Consider the following 16,705-nt stretch of genomic DNA (forward strand, 5'->3'; position numbering starts at 1 on the left):
GCTCGACTTGCATGTATTAGGCACGCCGCCAGCGTTCATCCTGAGCCAGGATCAAACTCTCCAATAAAGTTAGTTTGTCTAGCATCTAAAATAAAAATTGACGTTTCACGTTGTTTGTTTCGTTCAGTTTTCAAAGAACTTGTCCACCGCTTCAGAAGCGACTTCATCATATTAACATCTTCATTTTTCGATGTCAACTAAGTTTTAAAATTTCTTTTTTGTCGTTTTCTGCGTTTCCGCATCAGCGACGTTTATTAATATACCATCATGATTTTCAAATAACAAGTGTTTTTATAAAAAACATAAAAAAATTATCTACCCTAATTTCTTCTATAGAAATAACTATTATCCTTACTACTGAAAATAGTTATTTTAATTGTATGCTAATACACTCCGTTCAACCAAATTGTATTTCACAATGCCTTCCCAAATTTTCATTCTCTTCTATATTAAAGTTTATAATAATTATCCTTCTATAAAATAACCATACAAATTAGCCGTAAGAAAAAATCCCATCTACATTAAACAACCACTCGCGCGCATTATCCCCTTCCTTCTCATTCAAAATTTATCTCCCTACAAATTAACAACATTCCAACCCTATTATAAACTTAAGGATATTGTTAGAATTTTTTTACATTTAATTGATGAAAAATATCCATTTTTTGTTATATAGTAAGAAAGGACGCACTCAACTATAAATAAACCAATGGAGGAATTATTTTATGGATAGGTTAACAAAGTTTTCATTAAAAAACCGAGCTGCCATTATCATCATGATTTTTCTCATTTCCATACTCGGTGTTTATTCCGGCTCTAAATTACCTATGGAATTTTTACCAAGTATCGACAATCCAGCAATTACCGTCACAACCTTATCTCAAGGACTCGACGCTGAAACGATGACAAAAGATGTAACTGATCCTCTCGAAAAACAATTTCGCAATTTAGAGCACGTCGACACCATTACTTCTTCTACATACGAGGGATTATCACGTATCGACATTGCGTATACATCAAAAGCAAACATGAAAGATGCAGCACGCGAAGTCGAAAAAGCCGTCAATATAATTAAATTACCTAAAGATGTAACCAAGCCCGTAGTTAGTCAATTAAACACTTCTATGATTCCACTCGCTCAAATTACTATCCAGAAACAAAACGGTTTTTCAAAAGCAGATGAAAAACAAATTGAAAAAGAAATCGTACCACAACTCGAAAACATTGATGGTGTTGCCAACGTTATGTTTTTCGGAAAATCCACCTCTGAATTATCTATCGTACTTGATCCGAACAATTAAAAAACAAAAACGTAACATCACAGCAGATATTAACTGTTTTACAAGGAAAAGAAACTTCTACTCCAGCTGGGGCAATTACTGTTAATCAGGAAGAATACAACCTCCGCGTCATTGGGGACATAAAAAATGTAAATGACATTAAAAACATCACTGTGGCACCCCAAGTGAAATTGCAAGACATTGCTCAAATTGAAATTAAACAACACTACGATACAATCTCACATATAAACGGAGAAGAAGGCACAGGATTAATCATCATGAAAGAGCCAAGTAAAAATGCAGTTGCCATTGGAAAAGAGATTGATAAAAAAGTTAAAGAGATAGATAAGGAATATAAAAATCAATTTTCTATTAAACTTTTGGCTTCAACCCATGAACAAGTTGAAAATGCTGTTACTAGCATGGGAAAAGAAGTAATACTTGGAGCAATCGCTGCAACTCTAATTATCTTAATCTTTTTACGTAACTTCCGAACAACACTCATCGCTGTTGTCAGTATTCCATTATCTATTTTATTAACACTCTTTTTACTACATCAATCTAACATTACGCTTAACATTTTAACCCTCGGTGGTTTAGCTGTTGCGGTTGGACGTCTCGTCGATGATAGTATCGTTGTCATCGAGAATATTTTCCGCCGTTTACAAAAAGATTCTTTCTCTAAAGATATCATTCTCGATGCAACGAAAGAAGTCGCAGTCGCAATTACTTCTTCTACTTTAACAACGGTCGCTGTTTTTTTACCTATCGGCCTCGTATCAGGAGCAATCGGAAAATTAATGTTACCTATGGTATTAGCAGTTGTATATTCTATACTATCATCCTTAATCGTTGCACTAACAGTTGTTCCACTTATGGCTTTTTTACTACTCAAAAAAACAAAGCATCGAAAGCCAAGTTCTTCATCACGATATGTCGCTACATTAAAGTGGGCTCTTTCTCATAAATTCATTATTCTACTTACTTCATTTTTATTATTTGCAGGATCAATTGCGGCCTATATATTACTACCGAAAGCAAACATAAAATCTGAAGACGACACAATGTTATCTATTAACATGACATTTCCAGCCGATTATAATGCTGAATCTCAAAAACAAAAAGCATTTGATTTTGAAAAGAAATTACTTTCTAATTCAGATATAACAGACGTTATTTTACGAATGGGATCTAGCGCAGAAGATGCACAATGGGGGCAAACAACTAAAAATAACCTTGCTAGTATATTCGTAGTCTTTAAAAAAGGTTCTGATATTGATCAATATATTAAAGAGTTAAAAAAGGAAAATAAAACTTTTGAGCCTGCTGAACTTGATTATATAAAAACAAGTTATTCAAGTTCTGGCGGCGGCAATAACTTACAATTTAACGTAACAGCTACTAACGAAGCGGATTTAAAAGAGGCGGCTACTATCGTTGAAACAAAACTAAAAAGCATGGATGATCTTTCTAAAGTAAAAACAAATTTAGAAGACTCTAAGAAAGAATGGCAAATTCATATTGATCAAACAAAGGCTGAACAACTAGGTTTAACACCAGAAATAGCTGCGCAACAAGTAGCATTCCTTATGAAGAAATCACCTATTGGCGAAATTACAATTAATAATGAAAAAACTACTATTATGATAGAACACAAAAAAGAAAACATTAATAAACAAGAAGATATTTTAAATACAAACATACTATCACCTATTAATGGCCCAATACCTTTAAAAGACATCGCAACTATTTCAGAAAAACAAACGCAAACAGAAATTTTCCATAAAGACGGAAAAGAAACAATCCAAATTACAGCCGAAGCTTCAAATGAAGATTTGAGTAAAGTAAACACAGCAGTAAATAAAGCGATAACTGACTTAGATTTACCTAGTGGTGCAAAAGTCAATATCGCAGGAGCTACTGAATCTATGCAAGAGAATTTTACAGATTTATTCAAAATTATGGGGATTGCAATAGGGATTGTATATTTAATTATGGTTATCACCTTCGGGCAAGCACGTGCTCCTTTTGCAATCCTATTCTCCTTACCGTTAGCTGCTGTCGGTGGTATTTTAGGCTTAATCGTTTCACGAACACCTGTTGATGTAAATTCCTTAATCGGCGCGTTAATGTTAATCGGGATTGTTGTTACAAACGCTATTGTATTAATAGAAAGAGTCCAACAAAATCGGGAACACGGAATGGAAACAAGAGAAGCCTTACTTGAAGCAGGTTCTACTAGACTACGCCCAATTATTATGACAGCTATTACAACAATCGTTGCTATGCTCCCACTTCTATTTGGCCAATCCCAAGCAGGGAGTATGGTATCAAAAAGTTTAGCCGTCGTTCTCATCGGTGGTTTGGCAGTCTCAACTCTTCTTACATTAGTAGTTGTTCCAGTTATGTATGAACTATTAGATAAAATCGGGAGAAAAAGACGCTCCCGTAGAAAAATAAGCACTTCTACAGAAACACCTGACATTTAAAAGAAAAGGGTTATCTTCACGAATGAAGATAACCCTTTTTCTCTACCTACTCATATAATCCATCATTTTTTCCGCGTACCGTTCTAGAGATTCACTAGAATCCACAATCTAAATTACATCTGTTCGTCTATATAATTAATCACAAATTCAACAATCGTTACGCCCTTTCCTTCTATAATTAAAATACAAAAGAACCCCCTATTTATAAGTAGAGAGTTCTTCTTTATAATTTATGCCGCTTTTACCTTTTTCGTCGTTTTACTTTTTCTTTTCGTTCCTGTAAAGCGCTTGTGTAATATAGATGCTATCAAGCGTGAAATAACATTGAATAGTAATACCATAATAATTAATACAGCTGCAGATTTTGTCGCAATTAACTTCGCATCCGGGATAATTCCTTCAGAATTTAACTTCCAAATGTGAACCGCTAACGTTTCAGCTGGTCTAAATGGATTTAAAGGATGAGCAGGACTTGAGAAGTCCGCTGCTGAATTTAAAATCGGAGATGTTAAACCCGCTGTATAAATTAATGCCGCTGCTTCACCAAATATACGACCCGCAGCTAAAATAACACCTGTAATGATTTGTGGTAATGACGACGGAATAATAATACGAGTGATCGTTTGCCACTTCGTTGCACCTAGCCCAAGACTTGCCTCTTTCACATTAGAAGGAACTTCTGAAATCGCATTTTCACAAACACGCGTTAAGCCCGGTAAGTTTAAAATAGTTAAAGCAAGGGCACCACCCATTACTGTATATCCCCAACCAGTCATTGTAACGAACACTAACAAACCGAATAAACCAACAACAATAGAAGGTAAAGATGCCATTGTCTCGATACATAAACGAACAAAGTTTAAAAAACGTCCTTGCTTTGCATACTCTGCTAAATATATTCCAGCACCTAATCCAAGAGGAATAGATATAATAAGCGTTATAACAAGCATATAGAAAGAATTGAATAACTGCGGACCAATCCCACCACCAGCTCTTGTATTACTTGGTTCTCCAAACAAGAAATTAGGATCCCAAAAACCCCATCCCTTTTGTAAAATCTCAAACACTAAGAACACTAGCAAAGCTACAACTAAAGCTGCAATCGTATAAAAGATACCTGTCCAAACTTTATTTACCGTTCTTGCATTCATTATTATCGCTCACCTCTTTGCCCAATCGCTCGAATTACTAAAATAAACAGGAATGAAATAACAAGTAAAATCATTGCTAAAGTCCATAGCGCATTGTTCCAAGCAGTTCCGTTTAATGTATTTGTCATGTCCATTGTTAAAATACCAGTTAACGTCGCTGTTGGACTGTATATTCCTTCTGGTAATTTAATCGTATTCCCGATTACCATTTGAACCGCTAGCGCTTCACCAAAAGCACGCGCTAAACCTAAAACAACACCTGTTAAAATCCCTTTCTTCGCAGCAGGAACAATTACTCGGCTAATCGCTTGCCATTTCGTTGATCCTAGACCATAAGAAGCTTCTAAATAATCAAATGGAACAGAACGTATTGCATCAGAAGCGATACTAGCAATAGTTGGCAAAATCATAATACTTAATACAACAATACCCGCAATTAAACTAAAGCCTACTCCCCCAAACGAATCACGTAATAGTGGCACTAAAATCGTAACCCCTAATAATCCGTATACAACCGAAGGAATACCAACTAATAATTCTAAAACAGGCTTCAATACTTTATTTCCAAACTTTGGCGAAATTAAATTCATGAATATAGCAAGAGCTATAGCAATTGGTGCACTAATAATGACCGCACCTAACGAAACCACCGTTGAACCTACAATGAAAATTAAAGCCCCGAAGGATCCTTGATCAGCATTTGGATTCCATTTTGTCGATGTTAACATCTCAGTAAATGAGATACCACTTTGTGTAAAAGATTGAATACCTTTACCACAAATAAACGCAATAATAGCTAATGTAATTAAAACAATAAAAATACCACAAAACGTAACAAGTGATCTTCCTATATATTCACTTTTTACGTAATTAATTTGTTTTTTCCCCTTCATCACAGGACAGACCCCACTTCATAAATTGAAATGAACAGGACTGGCCTTGCAGCCAGCCCCATAAATTTTATTACTTATTTAATTTAGACATTGGAATATAACCCATATCTTCTACTTGCTTTTCAAAATCTTTACCTTTTACATAGTCAATGTAAGCTTTTGTTGCTTCTTTTGCCTCACCTTTCGTTACCATGTACTCGTAAGACCAAAATGGATATTTACCAGACGCAATGTTTTCAACTTTTGGTTCAGCACCATCAATTTTTACTGTTTGTAGCGCACCTTTTTTCTCGCCAACCATGTAAGACATCGCTAAATAACTTACTGAACCTGGAGTAGAGTTAATCGCTTGTTCTACTGCACCGTTAGAATCTTGTGTAGTACCAGTTCCATCATTGATTTTCGCGTCTTTCATAATTGTTTTTTCAAATGTAGCACGTGTACCAGAAGAAGCTGGACGATTAATCACGTTGATTTTTTCATCTTTCACGCCTACTTCTTTCCAGTTTGTTACTTTTCCAGTGAAGATATCTTGTACTTGTTGTACTGTTAAGTTATCAACTTTTACATCTTTATTTACGACAAGTGCGAATGCAATACCCGCTACCTTGTTATCTACTAATTCTTTCGCCTTATTAGCATCTTTTATTTTATCTGCAGATGGAACATCTGAGTTACCAATTTGGACTGCACCAGAAGCTACTTGGTTAATTCCAGTTCCACTACCGCCACCTTGCACTTGAATAGAAACGTTTGAATTTTTCTCCATAAATTTCTTTCCAGCTTCCTCTGCAAGAGGTTGAAGTGCTGTAGAGCCTGCAGCTGCTATCGTACCTGACAATTCTTGTTTTGCATTATCGTTTCCTTTAGCATCTTTACCTGATGTCTCTTCTGCTTTTCCACATCCCACTAATGAACCCGCTACCACTAAAGCTGCTAAAGAAAATTTAATACCCTTTTTCATAACCATGTCTTGTACCCCCATTTGGATTATCACTTTTCACATTTGTCTACTTCTTTCGAACACAAATTCATTGTAGGACAATAATATTATGTAAGTGTTAAGCAATTTTTAATTTTAAGTAAATGACGATAATAATCCTTAAAAACTAGGAATCCCAACATTTATAGTTAAAGAACCCAACAAAATCCACACTATTTAAGCTGTAATGTAAATTTATTCTTAACAATGTAAATCCAATGTAAATGTTTTTCTCTCTTTTTCCCTTTTAATTAAAGTTATATTTACAATTCCGCTGTATTTTGTAACTTTTACACGCCTAATTTATGCACATAAAAAAGAATTTCAGTAATATTTTTTAGTACAACTAAATAAATTGGAACAATTCTAAAATTAAATGAATATTTTTAAAGTACCAATTGACAGCATCATCCAATGTAGTCTATATATTACTAACAAAAAGTTTACCTAAGGAAACTTTTTAAACTCAAACTAAAAATATAGAGATGAGGTAACTTTTATGGTATCGGCTAATATAAAACCACTTTCCGAATTTAAAATAGGAGAGTTTGTACAAATTGAGAAGATACAATTAGAAGGAACTATGAAACGACGCTTATTAGATTTGGGATTTATCCCGGGGGCGACGATTAAAGTATTGCAACGCAGTCCACTTGGAGATCCGGTCGCTTATCAAGTGAGCAACACAACTATTGCACTGCGTAAAGAAGAAAGCTCCCTTATTTTCGGGGTATTAATAGGAGATGATTTCAGATGAGCAAACATCGTATCGCTTTAGCTGGTAACCCAAATACAGGGAAAAGTACATTATTTAATACTTTAACAGGCTTAAAACAACATACTGGAAACTGGACGGGAAAAACTGTTTTAAAAGCTGAAGGAGAATATGAACATAACGGAAGTAATTATACATTAATAGATTTACCTGGAACTTACTCACTATACTCAAATTCCGCAGACGAAGAAGTAGCAAGGGATTATATTATATTTGAAAAACCAGAAGTAACTGTAGTTGTTATAGACGCAACTGCTATGGAAAGAAATTTAAATTTAGCACTCCAGGTGATGGAGATGACAAATAATGTAGTCATTTGCATTAACTTAATTGATGAAGCCGAGAAAAAAGGGATTGTTATCGATGAAAAGAAATTAGCAAAATCACTTGGTGTGCCTGTCGTTAAAATTTCAGCACGTAACCGAGTAGGTATTGGTCATTTGCTAAATGTTATTGCAAAAGTAGCAAATAAAAAACTAATTCCAACACCAATTAAAATTACTTACAGCGAAAAAATCGAAAATATGATTCAGGAATTAGAGCCACAAATTTATAAAGTATTCGGTGATACGTATCCAGCACGTTGGATTACGTTACGTATATTAGATGGAGATAAAAATTTCTTAACTACACTTCAAAAACACCATAATGAACCACTTGTAAGGGAGGTCGTAATTAATGGAATCTCACTCAGCCAGTAAAGCTCTTCCATTAGACTATATTATTCAACATGCACAAACACTTTCAAAAGAAGATATACGAGATGATATAGTCGGAGATATTTACCGAACATCCGCAAGCATATGTAAAGAATCCATCCAATATACAAATACTGATAAATTATATCGTTCCGAAAAACTAGATAAAATTTTCACATCTCCAATCTGGGGATTCCCAATTATGCTCGGTATTTTATCTATTATTTTTTATCTTACAATTGCAGGCGCTAACGTACCATCTGATATGATTGCCGAATTCTTCGGATGGGCCGAAGGATATTTAACATCTTGGTTCCAAGCAGCGCATGCACCTGAATGGTTACATGGCATTTTAATACTTGGTTTGTTCCGTGGTATCGGTGCTGTTATTAGCGTTATGTTACCACCTATGGCAATCTTTTTCCCTATGTTCGCGCTATTAGAAAACTACGGATACTTACCACGTGTCGCGTTTAATATGGACCGCTTATTCAAACGATCCGGCGCACACGGGAAACAATCTTTAACAATGGCAATGGGATTTGGTTGTAATGCAGCAGCCATTATGTCAACACGTATCATTGAATCACCACGTGAACGTATGCTAGCAATTTTAACGAACAACTTCGTTCCTTGTAACGGTCGCTGGCCTATGTTAATTTTAATGGCTTCACTATTTATGGCTGCTGGTTATACAGGCAGTATGCAAACATTGGTTACTGCTGGTGTTGTAGTTGGAATGGTTGTAATTGGTGTTATTATGACATTAACTGTTTCTTGGGTACTATCAAAAACAGCCTTAAAAGGGGTTCCAACTCACTACACACTTGAGTTACCTCCGTACCGCAAGCCAAAAGTTTGGAATACAATTGTTCGCGCAACACTCGATAAATCAATCTATGTTTTAAAACGAGCTATAGTTGTTGCTGCCCCTGCGGCTGCATTAACTTGGTTACTTGCTAACATTTTTATCGGTGACACAAGCTTACTTATGTATTTTGTAAACTTCCTAGATCCATTTGCTAAAATGTTAGGACTTGACGGGTTTATTCTAGCTGCATTCATTCTTGGACTACCCGCTAATGAAATTGTAATCCCAATTTTATTAATGTCTTACTTATCAACTGGGGCTTTAACTGAAATAGATGATTTTAATCAAATTAAAAATCTATTCCTAGAAAATGGTTGGACTTGGTTAACAGCGTTAAACACAATGTTGTTCTCACTTCTTCATTTCCCGTGCGGAACAACACTTGTTAATATATACAAAGAAACAAAAAGTGCAAAATGGACATTCTTATCGTTTGCAATCCCTACCGTTATCGCCATTGTTGTTACATTCCTCTCTACACAATTGGTACATTGGTTAGGGCTTGTATAAAGCAAAGCATACATAGAAGGTATCCCCCTTCACATATGCTTTGCACGAAAGAAACCTGAAATTATTCAGGTTTCTTTTTTTGCACATCAGTATTCCACGGCTGTGCTCCATACGTTGTGAGTTTTTTATGAATAAAATATATAGTTCCTGGAAGAACTGCCATTAATATCGTGCAACTAATTCCTAATCCAGTAAACAACTTTCATCACCTTATTTCACTCTTTTCGGTAAAGCTGAACCTGAATGTTCAATTGTTGTATGAACATGAACAGTAATTTCAGCATTACTAAAGTAATTTTCGCCTTGATCCCAATTCTTACTTACCTTTTTCCACTCTTTATAATTATGTCGCTTATACACTTCCCCTAACTCTAGTACATCTACCTTATATTTTTTTTGAACAAGTTTAATTGATTTTTGAATACGCTTCTCCATTTCTTCCGATATATCCTTCTCTAAACGCTTTTCATTCAAAACCTTTTTATGATCACTAAAATGCAACTCAGCCAATGTGCCTTCCAGAGATAAATGAATATCAAACTTTGGTTTTGTAGCATTCGTTGTGGATACTTTAATTTTTCGACGTAACTTATGAATTTCATATGTAATAAGTTGATTCTTTTTACGGATGGTAAAAAAACCTCCAATTTTTTTACCTATTATATAATTCATCCCTACTGTTTCTTCCCCACTCAAATTGCCTACACACTTATTATCCTTTCCACGAAACAATGCTGCACCGTTCATTTGTACTCCTTGTTTTGTTAGTTCCAGAATAGGTAATACAAAACTTCGGTTAGAGATCATCTTTTCCTGCACCTCACCAATTCTTGCAGCCTCAATCATTTGGGCATTTTTCGGAGGGTGTTCAGCTAACATATCAATATACTGCGCCGGTAAATTTTCAGGCTTGGCACTTTGTTTTAAAATAGCTTCGGCATTTTTATTAGAAACGAACAAACGAATATTTCTTCTCATCTCATGATCGCGAATATATACATCTAACGTATTTTGTAAAATGTATGGATGTGAAAGTAATTCTTCAGAGAAAATAATCACCTGTATATGAGGGAAAAATAATGTACGACTAATTTTTTTGGCGATTATTCTTATTTGTTCAAATACACTATCTGCTTTTGCACTAACATTAATATAATTTTCGCTATCCCCACCCCCTTGTCCACCCTGTTGAGACAATTTACTGGGGAGTACCATCTGATAGGTCCCTTTCATAATTGGATTCGCTTTCTTCTCCTTCACAATATCGTAAGCCGCTCCTACTACAAATCCTCTTTCTTCTATCTCTTCTAACTCAGAACACCCACTCATAAATCCAGTTAAAGCCATAACCATTATAATTTTAAGAAGGTGTTTCATTTCCACCATTCCTTCTTTTTATTTTATATACAATTAAAACGAGCAAAGGTGCTAACACAACACACCCCATATCTATCCAAGCTAAATAAGTCCCATAACTTGATAAAGTATTTAAACTACTAGGTATCATATTCACCATAAAAATAATAGGGGCACTTATGAAAATAAAAATTTGTTTCTTCACTTTCGGAAACATAGCACAAAACAATAAAGATGCGACGTCATAATACATTGCTGTAGTGTTATAAATAGTAATAATCCAAGTCGTAAAAAAAATCGCATCAAACCTTTCTAAAAATCCTCCACCAATTTCAATTTCTTTCCCTAATTCAATTGTTGGATATGTCAATCCACGTGTTGTCATATAAGTAAAAACACTAATACAAGTTACATAAATTAAAATGTATGACAGCACGTTTACCATCACCGCTTTCGCGACTGCCATTGGCGCTTTTTTCGCTGTCTTATTATTCAGCAAAACTGCATAAAATAACGCTACTTCAAATCCAATAAACGTAAAAATAGAATTTTTAACTCCAACAGCATATTGACTTACTTTCGTTTGAAAAGCTGGTAGTAAATTATTTATTTCCATTAAATTTATATTCAATAAAGAAAGAAGTACTATCGCAATTAAAACAATAGGCAAGAATAAAACATTTAACCTTAATAAGGCTGCTCTTGATCCTGCTATTCCATAAATAACAACTAATAAGAAGAAAAAAGACAGTAGTTGTATTGGTGTATCACTAAATAAATACGTTTGAGAAATAACTGAAATCATTCGCGATTCATACGCTGTCAAAGCAGCAAAAGTTAATACTAAAATACTACTAATTGTGTATGCAACAGGCTTCGTCAAATGCGCACTCGTATATTGAACAAAATTTTGTTTTGGAAATAAGATAGCCACTCTCGTCACAAACCAGCCTAAAACTGCGCAAATCAGTCCACCCAAAAGCAAGATAATCCAACCGTCCGAAAATAAAGTTTGGTTAGCGATATCTCTTGGCATAGACAATGCCCCTATACCAATAATGGTCGATGATACCGCAAACCCAATTTCCCGAGATCCAATCTCTTCATCGCCATACTCAAATGGTTTCACTTATTTTCGCTCCTTTGGACGTATTGTAGAGTCTTTTGTTTGTAAGTACTCTGGTCTATCTTTCAACATCGATTTTGGCATGCGAATAAATTCTTCTTTCCAATCTTTATAAAATGCAGGAGCAATGGGAGTTGTATACGGTATACCAACACTTGTTAAATTTGTAATATGAATAGCAAGTGCGATCAGAGCTAGAATAATCCCATACAGTCCAAAAGCCGTTGCAGCTAATACAAAGACGAAAAGTAAAATTCGGAACGTAATCGTAATACTATATACAGGAAGCGAAAACGTAGCAATCGCAGTAACTGCAATAATAATAACTAAAAACGGATTTACAATCCCTGCATTTACCGCAGCTTCTCCAATTACAAGACCTCCTACAATCCCTATCGTTTGCCCCATCGGTTTCGGCAATCGGATTCCAGCTTCTCGTATTAATTCCATAGTCAAGGCCATCATTAATGTTTCAATATATGCAGGAAACGGAACACCTTCCCTCGCACCTGCAATTGAATAAGCCAATTTAGAAGGAATAAGTCCTTGATGATAAGATACAAGTGCTACATACATAGCTGGTAACAAAACCGCAATTATGCCTGAACCCATACGTAAAAACCTTAATAACGTTCCAATCACCCAGCGCTCATAATGATCTTCTACAGATTGAAAAATATCAACAAACACAAGTGGTGCAATAAGAGCAAACGGGGATCCGTCTACTAAAATGGCCGCCTTCCCTTTCGCTAATGAGGCTATAATATTATCAGGCCTCTCTGTATTCAAAAACTGTGGAAATGGGGATAAATTATTATCCTGAATTAATTGTTCAATCGTACCTGTTTCCAAAACGACATCTGTCACTATTGATTGAAGACGGCGATCTAACTCTTTTACAATGTGAGGATTAATAATATCTTCTATATATACTAGGGTTACTTCTTTCTGCGATCGCTTCCCCATAATATAAGATTGGAACCTCAACTTTGGATCGCGTAAGCTGCGTCGGATTAACATTTTATTCACATTAATATCTTCATTTAATCCAACTCTCGGTCCGCGTATTAAATCTTCTGTCACTGGTGGTTCTAAACTTCGCTTCTCCCAAGCCCTACTATTAATAATGATAGCAGTTTGAATATTATCAATTAATATAACTGTATCTCCCGCTAAAATCGCATTTATAATATCCGGAAATGTTGTCTTCTTACCCACTTCCGCAATAGAAATAAAACGATCCAATAACGTCTGAACGACAGCCGCTTCATTTTGCACTTCTTCATATTGAAGAGTACGAACTACATATTTATAAACATTATCCTTGTCTGTTAACCCACATAAAAACACAACCGCACAACGTGTAAAACTCCCAGCAAGAGCAACTTCTCTAATTGTTAAATCATTAGGTGAACCTAACTCATCCCTAATTTCTTTCATAACTTCAAATAAGTTACCTTCAAGCTCTAACAATTTCCCCACCTAACTTCCTTTTCAACAAGTTTTTAGTTAGATTCCGCTAATTGAAGAAAATATATACAAAAAAGAGCTATCTCTTTTCAAAGATAGCTCTAATAAAGTAAAACTTTAATCAACCCTCACCAATCGGGCTTTTACAGGCAGCAGGGCCCCCACCTAACTTCTTTGCTTCCGCTGAATTTTGAGGTGGGGGTCTTACTGCTTGTTAATGCGGGATAAACGAATTACTTTTCCACTATTATAGTGTTTTTCTTTATAAATACACCTTTTGTAAATCCACTGACTACAAACATCACAATTATATTAATTAACAATGCGACTATACCTACATTCAAATCTTTTATATACTGCGGGAAACTCGGAAACATCGTGGCTATAGTTGAACCAGATAAGGTAATATATGCGACCACTAATAGCCCAACTCCCATTCCTGCAATAGCTCCTTGCTTCGTAATAATTTGACGTGGAAACAAACTACATACAAGTGCAGGGAAAAGTTGTGTAACGATACTGTATCCCATTAATAGAAGCGCTCCTATCGTTTCTCCTCCTTTAAATGTAAATAAAACTGCCACGAGCGTTACTACAGGCACAAATAATTTTGCCATCTTAGCAACTTGTCTATCTGAAGCAGATGGAACTATCGTTCGATAAATATTTTTCGCTAACAGTGTAGAAGCCGCCATAACAAGCATCGAACCCGGAACCAATGCCGTTAATACTCCCGCACTACCAATAATTCCAATAAACCAAGGGTCAAACGTTTGAAGAGCAAGTCTGAACAATGAAAGGTCTACATCCGCTCCTTTTAATCCCGGAACCTGTAATATAGCAGCAAATCCTGCAAAAAATACGAAAAGTAAAACTAAAGAATACAATGGCATAATTGCTGCATTTTTACGAAATACTTTTTCATTTTTTGCAGAAAAAGCAGAAGCAAATGTATGAGGCCACATATAGAAACCGAGGGCCGTTAATATAATAGTAGAAACAAACCAAGAAATACTCATTCCTTCTTCAGGTAAAGATAAAAATCCCGGTTTCGCTGCCTCTACAGCCTCAAACATCGGCTGAAATCCTCCATAATAATGATACGGTAAATATATACCTAAAAACATAACGATAAACAGTATCATAATATCCTTCAAAGCGGCCGTCCAAGCCGAACCATGTATACCTGAAACCATTACATATATAGTTATAACAATAGCACCAATCCAAACCGCAACAACAGGTGACACCCTTCCGTAAGAAGCTTCTGAAACGATAATTCCCAGCCCTTTTAACTGTAAAACAAGATATGGGATGATGGAAACAACACCAACAATTGAAACAATAATCCCAAGCGCTTTACTTCTATATTTCTTCGCAAAAAAATCCGACTGTGAAACAAGGTTATGCTCTTTCGCATACTTCCAAATCGGTGGCAATAAAAAATACGATAAAAGATAAGCTAAAGCGCCATAGCCTAAAATATAAAAGGTAGGTGCTCCTTTACTATACGCCCAGCCACTTCCTCCCAAAAATGTAAACGTCGTATAAATTTCACCTGCCATAAGGAGAAAAACAAAAATAGTGCCAAACCCTCTTCCCCCAACTGACCATTGCTCTAAATTCATATCTTTTCCATGTTGTGCCCGAATCCCTAAAAATAGTGCGAGAAACAAAAATAAAATAATGATAAGTAATGCAGTCATTTTACATCCTCCTTATTAGCAGGATCAAACACGTACACAAGCCCCATACAAAAAGATGTAATAAACACTGATAATAATACCCAAAATAATAAAAATGGCATCCCTAATACGTAAGGAGTAACTGAATTCGCAAATATTGGCCCAACTACTAAACAAAGAACTGGGATAAGCGCTAGAATGTGTATTTTCTTCATCTCATTCTCCTTTACTTATAAAGTTCATAATGGCTGATACAAAGACTTCCACTCCAATCGGTAATGCATCTTCGTCAATCGTAAAACGAGGGTGATGGTGAGGATATATAATACCTTTCTCTTTATTTCCCGCTCCGATAAAAAAGAATGTCCCCGGTGCCTTTTGTAAAAACGCTGAAAAATCTTCTCCAGCCATCGTCGGCTGTAAACGAACAACTCTATCCCTTCCATAAAGTTGTAATGCCGTTTGTTCAATAAGCTCTGTAGCTTCATAGTCATTTACAACTGGTCGATACCCATATTCATATGAAAATGTATATTTCGCTCCGTAAGATTCCGTAATATGCTTCACAATCCGCTCAATCTTCTTCTCTGTTTCACCTCGTAATTCATGTCTTAAACTTCTCACTGTCCCTTCAATCTCGGCTTGCTCTGGTATTACATTATGAGTTGTCCCCGCATGAAATTGCGTAACAGATATTACGAGAGAATCTAATGGATTCGTGAGGCGAGATACAATTTGCTGAAGTTGCGAAACGACTTGTGTTCCAATTGCAATACTATCCACCGTTTCATGAGGGATTCCAGCATGTCCACCTTTTCCCTCTATCTTAATTTTAAAAACATCCGGTGCAGCCATTGCAGGACCATAAATAACACCTATTTTCCCAACCTCTAACGACGCCCAAAGGTGAGCACCAATAATATAATCCACACCTTCCATTACACCTGCAGCAACCATCTCCTCTGCACCACCAGGAAAATTCTCTTCAGCATGTTGGAATAGAAAACGAATCTCCCCTTTAATCTTCTCTCTTTCTTCTACTAACTTATATACAACCCCAAGTAATATCGCTATATGTCCATCATGACCACATGCATGCATTACACCTTTATATGTAGAAATAAAATCAAACTCATTTTCTTCATGAATAGGAAGAGCATCCATATCGGCGCGAATCGCAACTGTTTTGCCCGGATGTTTACCTACTAACTTTGCCATCACACTATATTTAGTCGGCCGTGACACTTCTAAACATGGAAATTTCCGAAGTATATCGAACACAAACTGCGATGTTTTTTCTTCTTGAAAAGATAACTCTGGATACTTATGAAAATGCCTTCTCCACTCAACTAACTGATTTTTTGACAAAACAAGTTCCTTTGCAACATCCATTTCTCTTCTCCCCTTCTTCACCAAGTT

At 35.7% G+C, this 16,705-nt stretch carries 13 protein-coding genes, 1 rRNA gene and 1 pseudogene; 4 read left to right on the top strand and 11 right to left on the bottom strand.

The window, feature by feature from the left end:
- Nucleotides 1-67, bottom strand: a 16S ribosomal RNA gene (locus MR169_RS12855); the annotation flags it as partial.
- Nucleotides 68-725: 658 nt separating this feature from the next.
- Between MR169_RS12855 and MR169_RS12860 the strand changes: the two are divergent.
- Nucleotides 726-3,769, top strand: a pseudogene (locus MR169_RS12860) (efflux RND transporter permease subunit).
- 230 nt (nt 3,770-3,999) lie between these two features.
- Here the strand turns inward: MR169_RS12860 and pstA are convergent.
- The 3 genes from pstA to MR169_RS12875 form a co-directional block, all read right to left on the bottom strand.
- Complete coding sequence (gene pstA / locus MR169_RS12865; RefSeq protein WP_086423280.1) at nt 4,000-4,920, bottom strand: phosphate ABC transporter permease PstA; 921 nt, start codon at nt 4,918-4,920, stop codon at nt 4,000-4,002.
- A gap of 2 nt (nt 4,921-4,922) precedes the next feature.
- On the bottom strand, nt 4,923-5,813 hold the full coding sequence (gene pstC, locus MR169_RS12870) for a phosphate ABC transporter permease subunit PstC (protein ID WP_000676676.1): 891 nt from the start codon (nt 5,811-5,813) through the stop codon (nt 4,923-4,925).
- 70 nt (nt 5,814-5,883) lie between these two features.
- Nucleotides 5,884-6,783 carry a phosphate ABC transporter substrate-binding protein PstS family protein gene (locus MR169_RS12875; RefSeq protein WP_242319490.1) on the bottom strand — a complete coding sequence of 300 codons (900 nt, stop codon included), beginning with the start codon at nt 6,781-6,783 and terminating at the stop codon, nt 5,884-5,886.
- A gap of 511 nt (nt 6,784-7,294) precedes the next feature.
- Between MR169_RS12875 and MR169_RS12880 the strand changes: the two genes are divergently transcribed.
- Genes MR169_RS12880 through MR169_RS12890 form a run of 3 tightly spaced genes read left to right on the top strand, consistent with a single transcriptional unit; the run spans nt 7,295 to nt 9,649 of the window.
- Nucleotides 7,295-7,552: a FeoA family protein gene (locus MR169_RS12880; protein WP_000252982.1), complete on the top strand. Its 258-nt coding sequence runs from the start codon at nt 7,295-7,297 to the stop codon at nt 7,550-7,552.
- Nucleotides 7,549-8,271, top strand: a complete 723-nt coding sequence (locus tag MR169_RS12885) for a FeoB small GTPase domain-containing protein (RefSeq protein WP_000033866.1) — start codon at nt 7,549-7,551, stop codon at nt 8,269-8,271. The genes MR169_RS12880 and MR169_RS12885 overlap by 4 nt, the downstream gene beginning before the upstream one ends.
- Nucleotides 8,249-9,649 carry a nucleoside recognition domain-containing protein gene (locus MR169_RS12890; protein WP_000443591.1) on the top strand — a complete coding sequence of 467 codons (1,401 nt, stop codon included), beginning with the start codon at nt 8,249-8,251 and terminating at the stop codon, nt 9,647-9,649. The genes MR169_RS12885 and MR169_RS12890 overlap by 23 nt, the downstream gene beginning before the upstream one ends.
- Before the next feature lie 61 nt (nt 9,650-9,710).
- Here MR169_RS12890 and MR169_RS12895 read toward each other — a convergent pair whose 3' ends face one another.
- The 7 genes from MR169_RS12895 to MR169_RS12925 all read right to left on the bottom strand — a co-directional run bounded on the left by MR169_RS12895 (nt 9,711) and on the right by MR169_RS12925 (nt 16,678).
- Nucleotides 9,711-9,848: a hypothetical protein gene (locus MR169_RS12895; protein WP_000493997.1), complete on the bottom strand. Its 138-nt coding sequence runs from the start codon at nt 9,846-9,848 to the stop codon at nt 9,711-9,713.
- A gap of 11 nt (nt 9,849-9,859) precedes the next feature.
- Nucleotides 9,860-11,026: a spore germination protein GerLC gene (gerLC, locus tag MR169_RS12900; RefSeq protein WP_242319491.1), complete on the bottom strand. Its 1,167-nt coding sequence runs from the start codon at nt 11,024-11,026 to the stop codon at nt 9,860-9,862.
- The gene (gerLB, locus tag MR169_RS12905; protein WP_000802011.1) at nt 11,010-12,134 is read right to left on the bottom strand and encodes a spore germination protein GerLB; all 1,125 of its coding nucleotides are present in this window, start codon (nt 12,132-12,134) and stop codon (nt 11,010-11,012) included. The genes gerLC and gerLB overlap by 17 nt, the downstream gene beginning before the upstream one ends.
- A complete protein-coding gene (gerLA, locus tag MR169_RS12910; RefSeq protein ID WP_001999095.1) occupies nt 12,135-13,613 on the bottom strand; it encodes a spore germination protein GerLA in 1,479 nt (492 codons plus the stop codon).
- Between the two features lie 221 nt (nt 13,614-13,834).
- The gene (locus tag MR169_RS12915) at nt 13,835-15,307 is read right to left on the bottom strand and encodes a sodium:solute symporter family protein (protein WP_000125930.1); all 1,473 of its coding nucleotides are present in this window, start codon (nt 15,305-15,307) and stop codon (nt 13,835-13,837) included.
- Nucleotides 15,304-15,501, bottom strand: a complete 198-nt coding sequence (locus MR169_RS12920) for a DUF3311 domain-containing protein (protein WP_000719833.1) — start codon at nt 15,499-15,501, stop codon at nt 15,304-15,306. The genes MR169_RS12915 and MR169_RS12920 overlap by 4 nt, the downstream gene beginning before the upstream one ends.
- 1 nt (nt 15,502) lies before the next feature.
- Nucleotides 15,503-16,678 (bottom strand): amidohydrolase, encoded by a 1,176-nt coding sequence (locus tag MR169_RS12925; RefSeq protein ID WP_000382124.1) that lies wholly within the window; start codon nt 16,676-16,678, stop codon nt 15,503-15,505.
- Nucleotides 16,679-16,705: the final 27 nt, after the last annotated feature.

This window comes from Bacillus cereus group sp. BfR-BA-01349 (genome assembly GCF_022663795.1).
Taxonomy (GTDB): Bacteria; Bacillota; Bacilli; order Bacillales; family Bacillaceae_G; genus Bacillus_A; species Bacillus_A cereus.